Source organism: Dyadobacter sandarakinus, from assembly GCF_016894445.1.
In the GTDB taxonomy this organism is placed as follows: Bacteria; Bacteroidota; Bacteroidia; order Cytophagales; family Spirosomataceae; genus Dyadobacter; species Dyadobacter sandarakinus.
The window spans coordinates 2,585,808-2,603,068 of sequence record NZ_CP056775.1 but is presented as its reverse complement, the minus strand read 5'-3'; the positions used below and the strand labels follow the sequence as shown (position 1 = coordinate 2,603,068).

Here is a 17,261-nt window from a genome sequence, read left to right as displayed (position 1 = left end):
GGCATTTTGGTGGAATGCTTGTGTGAAACATCTCCTTACAACGGTTTGCTGCTTGTTCCTGTACCTGGCATGCCTGGGCCAGGGAGGCCCCTATTATTTCAAAAGCTACCAGGTATCCGACGGGTTGTCGGGTAATGCCACCGGCGACATTATTCAGGATAAAAAAGGGTTTATCTGGATTGCAGGCCGCAATGGTCTCAATCGTTTCGACGGGATTTCCTTCAAGATTTTCAGGAGCAGCAGCGGTGATTCTACCAGCCTGGGCAGTAACTCGGTTTTTTCTTTGTACGAAGACAAAGATGAAAAGCTGTGGATCGGCACGCACAAGGGCGTTTACATCTACAACCCGGTATCCGACCGCTTTTCCGCATTCCGGCTGATCAGGCCTGGGGAGGTACGCATGATCCGGGGCGACAAAGCGGGTAACATCTGGATCCTTTCCGACTACTGCCTGCACAAGTATGACACCCGCACCGGCAAGGTGCATGCATTCTCACCCGACAACAGTACCATCTCACTCCATATTTCGCCGGAAGGAACCGTGTGGGCGGGAAGCAACAACGGGAAAGTGCGGCGGTTCGATCACCAAACCAACCGGTTTACCGAGTACGATATTGCGGGCCTTACCGGCGGCAGGGAAGTATTTACCAACATTGTCGTACAATCCGTCGGCGACTCCGCCCTGCTGATCGGGAACATGAAGCGGGTGCTGCTTTTTAATTTCCGGAACGGAAAAATCACGGACCTTTCCGAAGAGACGGGGCAGAAAGAAGACATTCACATGCATGCTTTTTTCGACAATGGCCGCGGGCAGTACTGGCTCGGGTCCGAGTCGGGCCTGTTTGTCCTGGACCTGAAAAGGAAGAAAATGACGCAGATTGCCAAGCAGAAATTCAATCCTTATTCCATTACGGACAACATCATCAATGCGATTTTCAAAGACAGGGAGGGAGGCATCTGGATCAGTACGCAGTTCGGAGGTGTCAATTATTACTCTTCCGAATTTAACCGTTTTCAAAAATACTTCCCGCTGCCAGGCAACAGCATCAGCGGAAACCTGGTCCATGAAATTTGCAAAGATCAGTACGGCCACCTCTGGATCGGCACGGAGGACAATGGCCTCAACCGCCTCGACCTTCAGACAGGCAGCTTTACGCCTTTTTTACCCGATGGAAAAAAGGGGAGCATTTCCTACCGCAACCTTCACGGGCTCGTGGCCGATGGCGACAAGCTCTGGGTGGGTACCTATGAGCATGGACTGGATGTACTGGACCTGAAAACCAACCGGGTGGTCCGTCATTATACCACCGCCTCGCCCCGCTCTTTCGGAAGTAATTTCATTGTGACCCTGTACAAAACCCGGGCTTCGGACATTCTGGTCGGCACCTGGTCGGGCTTGTTTAAATACAACCGGAGTACGGATGATTTTACAAGAATGGAGTTTGTGGACACCCAGGTACAGCACATTCATGAAGACAGGCACGGAACACTCTGGGTAGCCAGTTACGGCGGGGGAGTTTCCTATTTTAATCCGAAAACGAATAAAAAAGGAAGGATCAGGTACAAGGAAGGAAGAGCCGACTGGCTGCCGGACAACTACATCAACAGCCTCTATCAAAGCGGCGACGGCGACCTGTGGTTTTGCACCGAGCACGGTCTTTCCCGGTATAATCCTGTTACGGAGAAATTCAGGAATTACCGGGTCGAAGATGGTCTCCCGGACAATCAGGTGTTCAGGGTACTGGAAGACGATAGCGGAAATTTCTGGATCTCCACCTCCCGGGGCTTGTCCATGCTGGATAGTAAAACAGGCAGGTTTACCAACTACAATGAAGAAAACGGCCTTCCGAGCGAGCAGTTCAACTATAATTCGTCGTTCAAAGACGATGATGGCACGCTGTATTTCGGTACGGTGGCGGGAATGATCAGTTTCAGGCCGGGTACCTTCATCAAAAACGAATTTATACCTCCGGTTTACATCACCCGCATCCTGGTCAACAACAAAGACCTTGCTGCTGCCGGTCCGAAGTCGTCCGCAGGCACGTCAGCCCTTTATACCCGGGAACTCAGGCTGCCGCACGACAGTTCGAGCCTGAGCTTTGAGGTGGCGGCACTGAGCTATGTGATTCCGGAGATGAATGGGTATATGTACCAGATGGAAGGGTTTGACAAGCAATGGTTTCCATTAAAAAATTCCAGAAAGATCTTCTTTTCAAAACTCCCGCCCGGGCATTACGTGTTCAAGGTACGCGGGGCCAACAATGACCAGGTCTGGAACAGCAATGAACGCAGGCTGACGATCGACATCCTGCCGCCGTGGTGGGCCACAACCTGGGCGTACCTGCTTTATGCAGTCATTGCTGGCGCGATTGTTACAACATTGTTCCGCTACTATCACTTTGCGATGGGCGAGAAGAGCAAGCGGGAGATTGAAACCATGGAGATCGGGAAGGAGCGTGAGATTTACAATGCGAAGATTGATTTTTTCACCAATGTAGCGCACGAAATACGCACACCCCTCACACTGATCAAGATGCCGCTCGACAAATTGCTGGCAAGGGAAAATGCGGATGCCGACACGTTTGAGAACCTGACTATGATCAATAAAAATACCAACAGACTGATAGACCTGACCAACCAGCTCCTGGATTTCAGAAAGGCGGAGGCCAATAATTTCAGTCTGAATTTTGCAAAAACCGACATTAATGAACTGCTCAGCGACGTATTTACGACGTTCAGGCCGGCAGCAGAGCAGAAGAACATTGTTTACAAAATAGAGCTGCCCAGGATTACCCTGCAGGCTTATGTGGATATTGAGGCTTGTAAAAAAATCATCAGCAACCTGATCAACAATGCGATCAAATATGCCGATACGCTCGTCAGGATCAAGCTGCTGCCGTTTAACAGCGATGACCTCCTTTTTCACATCGAGTTCAGCAATGACGGACTGATGATCGGGTATGAAAACAAGGACAAGATCTTTGAGCCTTTTTACCGGCTCGAAGCCAGTCAGAAGCAGGAAGGTACGGGTATCGGGCTACCGCTGGCGCGCTCCCTGGCCGAGCTCCACAAGGGTAAGCTTGAACTCAAACGGCAGGAAAAGGACCTGAACACTTTTTTGCTTTCGCTTCCCATTCACCAGGATTATGAAATGGACCTGACCGGAGCGGACGAGGGGAATAGTGCGGGAAATCCGGCGAATGAGGATGTTAACAAGCCCATGGATCCTGCCCGGCCTGTGATCCTGATCGTGGAGGACAATGCGGAAATCCTCAATTACCTGAGCAAGGAACTCGGCAGCACCTATAACATCCTCCGGGCAGCCGATGGGCAGCAGGCGATTGAAGTCCTGCAGAAGGATAACATTCAGCTGGTAGTGAGCGACATTATGATGCCTGTCATGGACGGGATCGAACTTTGCCGGAGGATGAAGAACGACGTGCAGTTCAGCCACATACCGATTGTACTCCTGACCGCCAAAAACTCCATGAACTCCAAAATCGAGGGACTGGAAGTAGGGGCGGATGCCTACATTGAAAAACCGTTTTCACTCGACCACCTGGCCGCACAGATTACTAACCTGATCAGCAATCGGAACATTATCAAGGATTACTTTGCACGCTCGCCGCTGACACACATCAAGGGCATTGCATTTTCCAAGGCTGACAAGGAATTTCTCGAACAGCTAAATGCCATTATTACCAGCCGCATTGCCGACAGCAATCTGGATGTGGACCTGCTTTCATCGCTGATGAACATGAGCAGGCCTACTTTGTACCGCAAGATCAAGGGCATTTCCGACATGACACCCAATGAGCTGATCAACCTTTCCCGCCTGAAAAGTGCGGCGGAGCTCCTGGCGGAAAACAAGTACAAGATCAACGAAGTGGCCGATATGGTTGGTTATAACATCCCGACCAACTTCTCCCGCGACTTTCAGAAACAATTTGGCGTGAGCCCGTCGGCCTATGTCAGCCAGCTGCACAAAGGCGTTACATAGGCCGGCAGATTTGTGTGAATCTTACCGCATGATCACAATGCCCTCATAGTCTTCCAGCTCGGAAAGGGAAAGTTTCAGGATGTTCTTTTCCCATTTGAACGGGACCGTCCGCTTGCTCTTCATGGCAAAAACTTTTGAAGGTTTGAAATCTGACTGGATCTCAAAGGTAAGGTCACGCACGGGCAGCGGTTCAAAGTACGTGTTGCCGCTGAAACCTGTCAGGTTGATGAGGTGAAGGATCAATCCCTCCATGGTCTGCTTCTGCTGATTTTCGGGTATATTCCGGGCAAACTCTTTCAAAATCACTTCCACCCTGGCGGGCGCATTGGTACGCAGCTGCCGGGATGCTTCGGGTATGATGTAGTCGATGACATCCAGGAGGATATTTTTATCCTGCTGGTAGCCGTGCATGTAGTACAACCTGCCCAGGTTCATTGGAAGAATGATCGCCTTGCTTTTCGGATGGTTTTTCAATCCCATCGCATAATAGCCCGTCGGCTCATGGCCGCCGATGATCTCGGGCGGACCCGGCCGACCTTTGCCCAGGATCGGCAGGAAGGTCTGGTCGGCGCCTTTCAGGTCGTACATGCCCAGGTTATATTTCCAGGAGATCATTTTTTGTTTTTCAAACCGTTTAAAGACACCCCTGTTGTCGGGCACCAGGTAATTACCGGCCCCGTCATAATCTTTCTTCTCAATTTTCGCCCCGAATACAGCTGCGAGCATTTCGGGATGGTCTGCCAGGGAACGGTTGGTGGCAATGAGGTGTGTACCATTGTCCAGAGCAGCTTTGATGGCCGTAAGCGAGGTGGAGTCGAGCGCTACAATCTCGGGCAGGATGATCGTCTGATAATCTTTGAGCCGCCCGGCCTGGTTGCCCAACTGGGTGTTTTCCATAATGTCAAACGGGATATGCGCCTCCCGGAGCATGAGCTGAATGCCGCGGTACTCCTGAGCCGGCTCGCCATGTGCCCATGAGCCTGGCGATACCACCAGGATCCGGGCTACCGACTTGTACTTACCATAGTATTGCTCGAATTTTTGATGATGTCCGTAAACCTTCTTAAAAACCGGGAAATTCCGCTCGTCTTCATACCCGCGCATATCGCCCATCATGCTCAGGTCGAGGCCCGATCCGTTGGCAATGTTTTCATAAAGCCTGATCTGCGCCTCCACCGGTTCCACCGCATTGTACCTCGATTGAAATGAAAGCTGCTGGATAGAACCATTGCTGATAATATGGTCGGGGTAGGAGTTGCTGGCATTGCCTACATTGTCCGAGGCCGTATATGGCCAGTAGGGCAGGGTGGTATTGCTTTGGGATTCATGGCGGATGATGTCCACGTACCGGTCCATGTAGGTGCAGATGGCTGTTTGAGGGTTTTTTGCCTTGACCATTTCATGCAGCTTTTTCGACCATTGTTCCACGCTGTGCTTTTTAAAGTCCAGGTACTTGCGGTAAACCGGGTCGGCACTGTTTTCTTCCAGCGGCAGTTTCAATCCGCCACTGTATGCGGCAAATGCTTTCTGGTCGTATTCATTCTGGTCAATGCCCTGGTACTTGTCTTCGTACGGATTGCGTACCTGGTACCCCGGCATATTGAGGAAAATGCCGTCTACCGGGAAGGTATCCATGATCTCTCCGATGATCCGGAATGCCCTGTCCTGTACATAGGGTGCATTGATGGAAACCACGTACATGTCCGTATTGATCATCCGTTCCCCTTTGGGCGAAAGGTAACACCAGTCCGGGTGGGCCTTGTAAATGCGCTCGTGCACCCGGCTGAAATCCACCCGCACGATCACCCTGATGTTGTGCTCATGGCATTTGGTGATTACATCTTTCAGCGTATTGGGTTTTGCATACGGGTTCTGATAGTGGAAATCGAGTTTGGTAGGATAAAATGCCATAATACCACCTGCATTGATAATCAATGTATTCGCTGAATATTCCCGGAGGTCGGCCAGGAGTGAATCTGCATTGAGGGTGGCCGCTTCATAGTCGGGCAGGTTGGTCTGGATCACGCGGAGGTTGTTTCTTTTCCACCAGAATCCGCCCTGATCCTGAGCCAGGGTGTGGAGGGTGCTGCCTATGAGGGCCAGCAGTGCAAGCAGTGTTTTTGTCATAAAATAATGGGGGAAATCCTGCATTTTTTTCATCATTAAAATAACCTCAGATATGGCCGGTCTGCCAGAGGAGAAAAGGGCCAGGGCACGGCGGCCAGTATCACGAGCAAAGCCAGCACGTACCAGCGCAGCATGGTTTGGTACTTCTGCCGGTCGGTATCCGCGCGCTTTGCCTTGGCAGAGCCGATCGAGAGCGCAACCACGGCCAGGAACATCAGGCCTGCATGTACGTAGCTGAAAAAGAATTGCTGGTTGCCCAGCCACACGGCATTGTTGCCCGCAGCTTTGATGGAAGTGACCGGACTCAGGGAATAAAGCACAAAGCCCAGCACCAGCTGGATCTCGGTGAGGGTAGCCGCCCAGTGCCGGATGGCATTTGCCCGGGTGGTAAAAGGCCGGTTGCCGGCAACACCCCACATTGCCGTGATCACAGCAGCCAGTAAACCAGCAAGTACCATCCAGCGGAAGCCGGAGTGAAGTGTGAGAATGATCGGGTACATAGCAGGGGATTAAGCGTTGTTTTTTCTTATCTTGGTTCCATATCAATGCTCATCAGGGTCCAAAGCTCACAGCTGAATACAGACGCCAATGAAACACCTCTCCATTGCATTATTCCTGCTGTTCAGCCAACTCGCCGCTCCGGCGCAAGATCGGAAACTCGACAGTATTAATCGGCTTATTACTACTGTAAAGTCGGATACGGCAAAAGTTAACCGGCTTTTGGACAAGATTGGCATTTTAAGTACGTCCAATCTGGATTCCGCTTTGGCGCTGAGCCTTTCTACCATTCAGTTTTCCCGGAAAATAAGCTACACTGCCGGCGAAGGCCGCGCCCGGATGCTCTCGGCAAATTATTACTCCTACAAGGGCGATTTTGAAGCTGCAAAAAATAACCTGCAACTGTCTGAAAAGATTTTTTCAGATCAGGAGAATCAGCAGCAGCTGCTCAAAGTGTACAATGCTTATGGTACCATGTACGGGATGCAGAGCAAGTATGACAGTTCTTTGTCTTTCCTGAAAAAAGCCCTCTCGATTGCAGAAGCCGAGAAGCAGGGCAACATGCTGAGCACGATCTATATGAACATCGGCATTTCTTACCAGATGCTTTCGGACCAGCCGCAGGCACTGGCTTACCAGCAAAAAGCATTGCGGATAGCGGAAGCCGAAAAAGACGTCACCCAGCAGGCTTACTGCCTCGTCAACATTGCCAATACCCTCCGGAATATCGGCGACGTGAAGCGTGCAGAGCAAAGTTTCGGGAAGGCCGTCAGCCTGGCCAGGCAGGCGGACATCAAAAATGTGGAGCTGTATGCCTATACGAATCTGGCCGCCCTTTTTACCGACCAGAAAACCGAGCAAAAAGCCTACGATTATGCCATGAAAGCTGCCGCCCTCGCCAGGCAAATGGGGGACACGGGCATTGAGGCCACCAGTCTTTCGCGTGCTGCCACCAACCTGGCCAGACAGAAAAAGTACGTGGATGCCGAAAAGCTTGCCAGGCAGGCGATCGGCATTGCGGACCGTTCGCAGCAGCCCCTCAATATCCACCAGACTTACTCGGCGATGGGTGTGATCCTCCGTATGCAGGAAAAATATGCGGCCGCCATCCCTTACTTTGAGCAAAGCTTCGAGGCCCTGAAGGATGCCGATATTTACGATGCACAAACCGGTGAAATGTATGCTGAACTCGCTCTTTGCTATGAAAAATCGGGCAACTATCGCAGAGCGCTTGCCGCACAAAAGGTAGCCGCCTCCATTGCCGACTCGGTGCGGGGAAAAGAAAATGTCCGCAAAACGACCGAGCTCAGCATGACCTATGCGTTTGAGAAACAGCAGCAGGCGCAGCAGGTGGAGCAGGAACGAAAAAACACCCTGGCCAAAACGCAGATGGCCACCCTCTCAACCGGCATCATCCTGATGTTTGCGCTGGCTTCCATGAGCTTTTATGCATACCGTACCAAACAAAAAGCCAACAACCTGCTTGAAGTGCAGAAAACCGCATTGCAGGAAACCCTTGAAAAACTGCGTACCACCCAGACCCAGCTGATACACGCTGAGAAAATGGCCTCCCTGGGTGAGCTTACTGCCGGCATAGCCCACGAAATACAGAATCCGCTGAATTTTGTGAACAACTTTTCGGAAGTAAGCATGGAGCTCGCCGAGGAAATGCAGCAGGAGCTGGAAAGCGGCAGTGTGGATGAAGCCAGGGCCATAGCCACCGACATCCGGGATAACCTGCAACGGATCATGCAGCATGGCAAGCGCGCCGACGGAATTGTAAAAGGAATGCTGGAACACTCCCGGAGCAGTACCGGCACAGCGCAGCCTACCGACATTCCGGCCCTGATTGAGGAATATCTCAAACTCGCCCTCCATGCATTCCGGGCCAGGGAGCAGGATTTTCAGCCGGAGATCCATATCGGGCAGGACCATAATACGGGTTTGGTGAATGCCTTTCCGCAGGACCTTGGACGCGTGCTGCTCAACTTGCTTAACAATGCATTTTACGCGGTCAACCAAAAACAAAAAGCCGGTCCCGACGGGTACCAGCCCGTTATTTCCATTCACACCCGCCGCGATGAAAAATTTGTGGAGATCAGTGTTCAGGATAATGGTACAGGTATTTCGGGGCAGTCGGTACAAAAGATTTTTCAGCCATTTTATACCACCAAGCCCACCGGCCAGGGTACGGGACTGGGCCTGTCCATCAGCTACGATATCATTACCAAAGGTCATGGGGGTACATTGGAAGTGAGCTCCATGCCGGGCGAAGGCAGCACTTTCGTGATCAGGCTGCCCGCCTGAAATTGCCCGTTTTGCAGGCTGTATGCCGGTAAGTGCATTCCAGGTTTGTCTTTTAAGCACAGCAGGTTCAGGTGCGCAGCCTGCCAGGTCAGCTATGGCCGGAATGTTTATGTAAAACAAAATTGAAATGACACGTCATGCAATGCTGCTGATTGCAGTACTCCTGTTGGGCTGCCCGCTGGCAGGCCGGGCACAAAACTATGATGAAAGTAAGGCAGGTACCTACGTGCTGCCCGAACTGCTGCAGACAGAAAGCAAGGAAAAAATAGACAATGCAAAGGACTGGGAGACCAAACGCAGGCCCGAGCTCCTGGCATTGTTTGAAGAACATGTTTACGGGCGCATGCCGGCTTCGTATGACAAGATCGGCTTCCGGCTTACCCGGGTTGATCCGGCTGCCATGCAGGGGAGGGCCATTCTTAAGGAAGTGGAGATCACGGTCACCGAGAAGTCCGATTCAGTAAAAATAAACCTGATCCTCTTTGTGCCTGCTGGCCGGAAAAAGCCGGCGCCTGCAATGCTGCTGATCAATAACCGGAGCAGGAGGAACACGCTCGCATCCCGCGACTCAGTCAGTGGTTTCTGGCCTGCCGAGCAGGTGATTGCAAGCGGGTATGCCATCGCTGCATTTCATTATAGCGATGCTGCGCCTGATAACAAGGACACTTACCAGCAGGGCGTTTTACGGCTTTATCCCGAGCTGGCCCGAGCCGACGACGGGATGAAAGCCGTAGGTGCGTGGGCATGGGCGGCAAGCAGGGCCATGGACTACCTCGTGACCGACAAAGACATTGATGCCCGCAAAGTAGGTGTAGTCGGACATTCCAGGGGAGGGAAGGCAACGCTTTGGGCAGCGGCACAGGATCAGCGTTTTGCAATTTGCTTTTCCAATTGTTCCGGCAATACAGGAGCAGCTTTGTCCAGGCGTAATTTCGGCGAAAGCGTTGCGGTTATCAACAGGCAGTTTCCACACTGGTTTAACAACAATTACAAGCAGTACAATGATAACGAACAGGCGCTGCCGGTAGACCAGCACATGCTGATCGCGCTAATGGCACCCCGGCCTGTGTACGCCACCAATGCTACCAAAGACTTGTGGGCTGATCCTACGGGCACTTTTCTGGCCATTAAACATGCCGAGCCTGTTTTTGCATTGTATAAACAACCGTCGCATCTGCCGGCTGTGCCGCCTGCACCTGATACACCTGTCACACGGCCGCCGCTCGGATACCATAACCGTACAGGCGTGCACGACCTTACCTTTTTTGATTGGGCACAATTTGTCCGGTTTGCCGATGCATACTATGCAAAGTGAGGGCGGGATCGAGCCTTTGTAACACCGGCTTCTCTCGGGGCGGGTATCGGAGTTTGCGAAAGAATGTGCCCGCAGCTTGATTTAGGCATATTGTTGTCGCATTTTGGGGGTGAAATTGATTGGAATGCATTTGAATCTGCTGAACAAAGCGCTGTTTTTTCTTACCTGTACTGCGCTGGTGGCTGTGTCGCCGGCCCGATCGCAGCCTGGCGACAGCATCACCATTGCGGCCGGGCCGGCGTATGATCAGGTGAGCCGCCTGCACCGCATATTTCTGGGCAGCCATCACCGGGCAGTATGGGGGGCGCCGGTGAAAATGCGTGTGCTGCATTTATCTTCAGAAAAAGGGGGGCTGAAGATCATTCAGCAGGGAGGCGGCAACCAGACCCGCTCCCTCCGGCTGCAGGATTCCTCCGGCCGGCAGTGGGTACTGCGTACTTTGCAGAAATACCCCGACCGCAAGCTGAGCAGCGAGCTGAAAAATACCCTTGCCAGCGACATTCTGAAAGACCAGGTCTCGGCCACGCATCCTTACAGCTCGCTTGTTGTACCGGTTCTGGCCGCAGCGCTGGGCATACCGCATGCTAATCCCGAGATCGTGTATGTAGCCCCGGACCCTGTACTGGGTGCATTGAATGCTGATTTTGCCGGTCAGACTTACCTGTTTGAAGAGCGTGCGCCTCTGGATGTTGACAAAACATATAATACAGTTGCGGTGCAGGAAAAGATACGGGACGATAACGACAACCGGATCGACGACCGGCTTGTGCTGCGTGCACGTCTGCTTGATATGCTGCTGGGCGACTGGGACAGGCATGAAGACCAGTGGCGGTGGGAGCGGATCAGGGCAAAAAAGGGAGATACTTACCTGCCCGTACCCCGCGACCGTGACCAGGTTTTTTATAAAACAAACGGTATTTTCCCCTTGTTGGTCTCGCACCAGTGGCTGCGTTCCAAGTTCCAGGCTTATGGGCCTGAGATACGCGATATCAAAGGATGGAACCTGCAGAACCAGTCTTTCGACCGATATTTCCTCAACCAGCTGGACGAAAGTGACTGGAAGTCGCAAATTACCCTGGTACAAAATACGCTGACGGACGAGCTGATCACCACCGCCGTAAAAAAGTTACCCGACACCATTTTCAGCATTTCGGGCCGTGAAATCATTAAAAACTTCATAGCAAGGCGAAATCACCTGCCGGTGCAGGCACTGGCATATTACAGGTTTTTGTCCAGGGATGTGGAGGTCCTGGCTACCGACAAGCATGATCATTTTGAAATACAAAACCATACAGACGGATCACTGACTGTGGCTGTAAACAAGATCAAAAAAGACGGAACCATTGATCATGCCACTTACAAGCGCACTTTTCATCCGGAAATCACCCGGGAAGTACACCTGTACGGATTTGGTAACAGCGACGTGTTTTCCATAACCGGCCAGCGGCCCTCGCCCATTACGGTACGTATCATTGCCGGCGGGGGACGCGACAGCGTGCATGTTGCGGCCGGGCTGGACAACAGGCGCCGGATCTACATTTACGATCGTAAAGGAAAAGACAACCATTTTCCATCCCCGTCCAATGCCCGGCTGAGGCTATCCGCTGATTCACTGGTGAATGAATTCGATGGCAGGAGTTTCAGGTACGACCGCTTTGCGCTAATCACTTCGGGAAGTTACGGGGTAGACAAAGGGGTGTCGCTGCAAGGCGGCTTTTCGTATGAAAAACATGGTTTTCGCAAAGTACCGTACGCATTCAGGCATGAGCTGGTGGCTGACTATTCCCTGGCGCGGGAATCGTTCCTGATTACCTACAATGGTGATTTCAAAAGCATTTGGGGAAAAAATAACCTGATGATCAATGCAAGGTCGCGCGGCCCGAATAACGTCAGCAACTTTTTCGGCATCGGCAACAACAGTGTTTTTGTAAATGAAGGAAACAAAAAAATTGACTATTACCGTAACCGGTACGAGTACGTGACAGCCGATGTGAGCCTCTACCGGGACTACGCCAACTGGCGCGTGAGCGGAGGGTTCGCCGGCCAGTTTTACGGAAGCAGCCGGAAAAACAACCTCAACAAGTTTCTGAATGCATACGATCAGGCAAACCCTGACGAAAAGGTTTTTACGGATAAAGGGTACGCCGGCACCCTGGCCAGTCTCACGCTTGATACACGTAACAAAGGCATTGTGCGTACTGACGGCATTTACTGGAATACTTCGGTAGCCGGGTACACGGGCATTGCCGGCAGCAGAAAAAGTTACCTGCACCTCACATCGGAGTTTGCCTTCACGCTTAATCCCGGACGTGACTCGGTATGGACGATCACCAATAAAACGGGAGGAGCAGCGGTTTTGGGCCAGGCTGCATTTTTCCAGAAGGTAAAACTGGGTGGCCTGGCTAACCTGCGCGGCTATAATACCGGCCGGTTTACGGGCGGAACCATGGTGTACAACAACCTTGAAATGCGGCTCCGACTTTTTGATTTCCGCTCGTACCTGCTGCCGGGTTCCATTGGTTTAATCGGATTCGGGGATCTCGGACGGGTATGGGCTCAGGGCGAAGATTCCCGGAGGATACATGCCGGGTATGGCGGCGGGTTCTACTTCATTCCGGCCCGGCTACTGGTGCTGGAAGCCGTACTGGGCGTATCCCGTGAGCGAAGCATTGCATACATTTCGCTGGGCATGCGTTTGAATTAAAGCATACAAACACATCCGAAGCTTGGGCAGGCCGGTTTATCCGGCTAGTCCCTCAGGTTCCTGGCTTGCGCCACTTCTCCTGCACGCACTTCCGACACCTTACCGAACTTGCCGCGCACAAAGGTGCTCACCGCCGCAAGCTGGGCATCGGTCAGAAAGCTGAATGCCGGCATCGCTTCACCCGTCGCTGCCTGCGATCCTTTCAGAATAAACCGGAGCAGCTCCGTTTTATCCCCGGCCACCAGCCTGGAAGCCACCAGTGACGGGAACGAACCCCGCACGCCCTGACCGTCAGCCTTGTGGCACGATTCACAAAAGCTGGCATACAATGCAGCCGCATCTCCGCTTCCGTTGTTTTGTTCTTTTTTAACAATTCTCGCTGCTTTCGGGATGGTACCGGAGCGGCGGATTTGGATAATGCGGTCGTCGGCCTGGGCAGGAAAGCCGGCAGGCGGGTTCCAGTCACGGTTGCTGGTGGAAATGTAGATATCGCCTGAGGGTGAAACGCACACATCGCGGAGCCGCCCAAACTTTTTACTGAATACCACCTGCTCGCCGGTGACTTTTTCCTGCTTACTGTCCAGGCGCAACACGCGCAGGCTCTGGTCTTTCAAGGTTGTCAGCAGCAATGCATTGTTCCATTCCGGGATATTGCCCCGGTAGTAGTCCATCCCTGCAGGGGCAATGGTGGGTGTCCAGGCTTTTACCGGCGCAACAGCCGAATCGGGGCAGTTGCGTTGCTCTTCGGGCAGGTCGCAAAAACCTGCAATCGCGGGCCATCCGTAACTTTTCCGCTTTTGTGCCAGATTCACCTCATCGTCCGTGGCATCGCCATGCTCGGCAATAAAAAGCTTTCCGCCGGCCGTATAGGTCAGTCCCTGCGGCACTCGGAAGCCCATGGCCCAGGCGGCACTGCCGGGATACGGATTATCCTCCGGAATGCTGCCGTCAAGGTTGAGGCGGAGTACTTTTCCGTTTGCAAATGCCGGGTTCTGAATCGTTTCATGTTTTTTCAGGTCGCCCGTCGCCCAGAGAATTTTCCTGTCTTTACTGATCACCAGCCTCGAACCATTATGGCCGAGGTAGCCGGGAATCTGGTACAGCAGCTTTGGTGCCACCAGTGTTTTTCCATTATACGTATAGCGCACGAGTTTCGAGACAATCACCGAGTCGGGCTGCATGTGGCTGTAGTTGATAAAAACGTGCGGGTGCTTCTGCCAGTCAGGATGGAGGACCATACTCATCAGGCCCAGACGCTTGCGGTAGTAATCGTGTATTTGCAAGATATCGACGATTTGCCCGGTTGCTGGATTGAGCCTGCTCACTTTTCCATCCTGATCCGAAAACCAGATCCATTGATCCGGTCCCCAGGCCATATCCCACACGGCATTCAGGTGCGAGGCTATCGTTTCCAGTTTGAGCACTGTTGAGTCGAGCTCGTATCTTTCACTTTCAGATGTTGCAGGAAGGTCGTCCCGGAATGTGCGGTGCCCTGCTGAAAAAGTGCAGGTTGCAAAGATCCCGGCTGCGGCGCAAATACTCCCGATCAGTCTTTTCATCGGCCCGGCTTTTCTTCAAAATACTCATAAAAAACATTCGGGAGCTGGCTTCCAAGCAGCAGCCAGTCTTTTGCGACGGGCGCCTTTTTCAATCCTTCGACCCATTCATAATTCAGCTCGTACACCGCTGCTTCAATGCCGAAACGCTCCATAAAACCCTCACCCAATGTGCCCGGGTTCCGAAAACCCGGCCTGGTTGAGCCTTCCGTAAACCAGGTATGTTTCCGCAGCAGCGAGTCCAGCTTAGCCATGTTCATGAGGTACTTTTTGATGTCCCCGTCGGGCCGGCTCACGTGCAGGTTGCCTCCATTGTCATTATGTACATCCAGGGCGAGGTCGGGCTTTCTGTTTGTGCTCACCATCATGCGCAGCCACTTTTCAAGATAAAAGTTTTCCGGCGCAACCAGCGAGTCGGCGGGTTTGTCCCACTTGCGGTTCAAGTCATATCCGTTTGCATTGAAACGTGTCTTGCCGCGGGCTACACCGTCTTTGTTGGCCATCGGCAAAATGTACACACAGTATCTTTTGAGCCACTTTCTTGCTTCCGCATCATTTTGCAAAAGACGGTCTACGAAACCTTCGAGCGTCCAGTTGCCACCTGCCTCGAATGCATGCGCCCGGCCCCGGAGAAAAAGCTTTTTGGTGGCTTTTTCATTTCCGATGGTAATAATTTCCAGTGAGCGGCCCTCCGAGGTTTGCCCAATCCGACTGACTTTGACCAGCTTATTGTTTTTAATTCTGGCCAGAAACCGATCCAGATCACTGATCCGGTAAGGCTCAATGCTGGCAATGTACACGCTGGGTCCGGACATCTTCAGTTTGATCTGCAGTCGGTTATCGGGTAGGAATTCCGCCGGGCGCGTTTCCCAGGTTTTGTTATCAAAAGAAACCACAACAGGCGATTGCTTCGAGATCGGGCTTGCGTGGGTATTGTTCCAGATGTTGTCAAAGTTTTGCAGGATGATGGTCACGTCCGTGCCTGTTTGCGCCTCCACTTGAAAGTGCCAGTGGTTATTGGCGCGGTTTTGCGCAAAGCGCTCGTGATCGTATATCAGGCTGCCAATTACCCGGCCTTCGGCATCTGTGTCCCAGTTCATGGGCGAAGCGTTTTCAAAGCCCGTGTTAATAAATACTTTGGGTGCAGCTACCGTGTCGGCCGGCGCGGTCCGGGCGGCTTTCCCCGCATGGTCAGCCAAGGAAAACCGACCGGAAAAGGCCATCAAAACCAGCAGCAGTATGCGGAGTAGTGCATTACTGTTCATCATATCAGTTTTTGTTTTTTTATAAATCATCAGAAAGTATAGCCCGGATTTTGCCTGATGCCCGCGGGGTTTACATCGATCTGCGTTTGGGGAATGGGAAAAACAGCATTGAAGTCGGCTACGACCGGCGCTTTGAAATGCGCGTTCATCACGGCCACTTCACGGCCGGTGCGCACAAGGTCAAACCAGCGGTGACCTTCAAAAGCCAGCTCCACCTGCCGCTCGTGCTCCACAGCCAGGGCGAACGCACTTTTTGAAAGTCCTGCCGGCAATACTGCCAGCTTCGCGCGTTTTCTGACGGCGTTTATGGCTGCGTATGCTTCGGCGGTAGGCCCGTTACTTACTTCATTGGCCGCCTCGGCGTACATCAGGAGTACGTCTGCATACCTGATTACCACCCAGTTGTTGTCTGCATCAGCTTCGGCAAAAGGCGTGTCGCGGTACTTCAGGGTATAGGGATCGGCCACAAATTTGCCCGTGATATTGTCGGTGTAACCCTCTGCGAGTGAAGCCGCTTTCCTGGTATCTGCCGGCTCATATGCATTGATCAGGTCGGTTGTGGGAATGTTGCGCCCGCTTGCAAACCCGACCTGGATGACGGAACTTCCGGAGTTGCGCGGGGCAAAGTTGTTGTAAAAACTGCTTCCCGTGCCCGTGCCGCCTTTTTTAAACTGTACCTCGAAAATCGATTCTTCATTGTTGGCATTCGCTGCGGGCCACAGTGCGGCATAATCATCCAGCAGCTTGTAGGTACCCTGATTGATCACTTCTTTGAGCGTTGCGCTCGCTTTGGTATAATCATGCGTAGTCAGGTACACTTTTCCGAGCAGCGACTGTGCGGCGCCCCGGGTTGCCCGGCCTACATCCGCGCCGGTGTAGGAAGCCGGCAGTTTGACAGCTGCATCCGCCAGGTCGGCGATGATCTGTGCATATACTTCCGCCTGCGGCATGCGCGCCTGTCCGTAACCTTCGTCTACCGATTTGGTCTCCGACAAAACCAGCGGCACATCACCGAAGGTACGTACCATGTTGAAGTACATCAATGCACGCAGGAACTTCGCTTCCCCTATAAACCGCTGGCGCAGGGCATCGTCCATCTGTGCATTCCCGATGTGGTCCAGCACAGCATTGCAGGCCAGTATCCCCCGGTAGGTATCCACCCACATCAGCCTGATGATTTCGTTGGTTGACGACATTTTAAACTGGTCGAGCTCCGCGTCGGGCAGGTTGCCGCCACCTTCCCAGTTCATGGTATTGTCCGACCGGACTTCGGACACGTTGTAGTAGGCATAGCCATATTCGCCAGGTGCGGCGAGCATGCCGTAGGCGGCCGTCAGTGCAGCCTGCATGTCCGCTGCATTTCTGTAAAAGTTACCTACGTTGGCCGCATCTTTGGGTGACAGGTCGAGGAAATCGGAGCAGCCGGCCGACAGGGCGACCAGGGAAGCAAGTGCTATATTTTTGAGTTTCATGGGTCAGGTGCAGGGTT

At 52.7% G+C, this 17,261-nt stretch carries 9 protein-coding genes; 4 read left to right on the top strand and 5 right to left on the bottom strand.

Annotation, left to right across the window (positions count from 1 at the left end; genetic code table 11):
- Positions 1–52 precede the first annotated feature (52 nt).
- The gene (locus HWI92_RS10430; protein WP_229249290.1) at positions 53–4,000 is read left to right on the top strand and encodes a hybrid sensor histidine kinase/response regulator transcription factor; all 3,948 of its coding nucleotides are present in this window, start codon (positions 53–55) and stop codon (positions 3,998–4,000) included.
- 21 nt (positions 4,001–4,021) lie between these two features.
- Here the strand turns inward: HWI92_RS10430 and HWI92_RS10425 are convergent, their stop codons facing one another.
- Both HWI92_RS10425 and HWI92_RS10420 read right to left on the bottom strand, forming a co-directional pair.
- A complete protein-coding gene (locus HWI92_RS10425) occupies positions 4,022–6,127 on the bottom strand; it encodes an alpha-amylase family protein (RefSeq protein WP_204663451.1) in 2,106 nt (701 codons plus the stop codon).
- A 35-nt stretch (positions 6,128–6,162) separates the two neighbouring features.
- Positions 6,163–6,627, bottom strand: a complete 465-nt coding sequence (locus HWI92_RS10420; RefSeq protein ID WP_204663449.1) for a hypothetical protein — start codon at positions 6,625–6,627, stop codon at positions 6,163–6,165.
- A gap of 88 nt (positions 6,628–6,715) precedes the next feature.
- On the opposite strand from HWI92_RS10420, the gene HWI92_RS10415 reads away from it, so the two are divergent.
- From HWI92_RS10415 to HWI92_RS10405, 3 genes are all read left to right on the top strand, one after another.
- Positions 6,716–8,932, top strand: a complete 2,217-nt coding sequence (locus tag HWI92_RS10415; protein WP_204663447.1) for a tetratricopeptide repeat protein — start codon at positions 6,716–6,718, stop codon at positions 8,930–8,932.
- Positions 8,933–9,059: 127 nt separating this feature from the next.
- On the top strand, positions 9,060–10,247 hold the full coding sequence (locus tag HWI92_RS10410) for a dienelactone hydrolase family protein (RefSeq protein ID WP_204663445.1): 1,188 nt from the start codon (positions 9,060–9,062) through the stop codon (positions 10,245–10,247).
- 124 nt (positions 10,248–10,371) lie between these two features.
- A complete protein-coding gene (locus tag HWI92_RS10405) occupies positions 10,372–12,951 on the top strand; it encodes a BamA/TamA family outer membrane protein (protein ID WP_204663443.1) in 2,580 nt (859 codons plus the stop codon).
- A gap of 44 nt (positions 12,952–12,995) precedes the next feature.
- Here HWI92_RS10405 and HWI92_RS10400 read toward each other — a convergent pair whose 3' ends face one another.
- The 3 genes from HWI92_RS10400 to HWI92_RS10390 are packed head-to-tail and all read right to left on the bottom strand — an operon-like array spanning position 12,996 to position 17,244.
- Positions 12,996–14,510 (bottom strand): PQQ-dependent sugar dehydrogenase, encoded by a 1,515-nt coding sequence (locus HWI92_RS10400; protein ID WP_204663441.1) that lies wholly within the window; start codon positions 14,508–14,510, stop codon positions 12,996–12,998.
- Positions 14,507–15,775: a M14-type cytosolic carboxypeptidase gene (locus HWI92_RS10395; RefSeq protein ID WP_229249280.1), complete on the bottom strand. Its 1,269-nt coding sequence runs from the start codon at positions 15,773–15,775 to the stop codon at positions 14,507–14,509. Before HWI92_RS10395 ends, HWI92_RS10400 begins: the two co-directional genes overlap by 4 nt.
- Before the next feature lie 26 nt (positions 15,776–15,801).
- Positions 15,802–17,244, bottom strand: coding sequence for a RagB/SusD family nutrient uptake outer membrane protein (locus HWI92_RS10390; RefSeq protein ID WP_204663439.1), 1,443 nt, complete (start codon positions 17,242–17,244; stop codon positions 15,802–15,804).
- Between the last annotated feature and the right edge of the window lie 17 nt (positions 17,245–17,261).

Bases quoted from the DNA above. Each gene is read 5' to 3' on its own strand.
- HWI92_RS10390 (WP_204663439.1), bottom strand. From the start codon at position 17,244: ATGAAACTCAAAAATATAGCACTTGCTTCCCTGGTCGCCCTGTCGGCC.
- HWI92_RS10425 (WP_204663451.1), bottom strand. From the start codon at position 6,127: ATGACAAAAACACTGCTTGCACTGCTGGCCCTCATAGGCAGCACCCTC.
- HWI92_RS10410 (WP_204663445.1), top strand. From the start codon at position 9,060: ATGACACGTCATGCAATGCTGCTGATTGCAGTACTCCTGTTGGGCTGC.
- HWI92_RS10405 (WP_204663443.1), top strand. From the start codon at position 10,372: ATGCATTTGAATCTGCTGAACAAAGCGCTGTTTTTTCTTACCTGTACT.
- HWI92_RS10420 (WP_204663449.1), bottom strand. From the start codon at position 6,627: ATGTACCCGATCATTCTCACACTTCACTCCGGCTTCCGCTGGATGGTA.
- HWI92_RS10415 (WP_204663447.1), top strand. From the start codon at position 6,716: ATGAAACACCTCTCCATTGCATTATTCCTGCTGTTCAGCCAACTCGCC.
- HWI92_RS10400 (WP_204663441.1), bottom strand. From the start codon at position 14,510: ATGAAAAGACTGATCGGGAGTATTTGCGCCGCAGCCGGGATCTTTGCA.
- HWI92_RS10395 (WP_229249280.1), bottom strand. From the start codon at position 15,775: ATGATGAACAGTAATGCACTACTCCGCATACTGCTGCTGGTTTTGATG.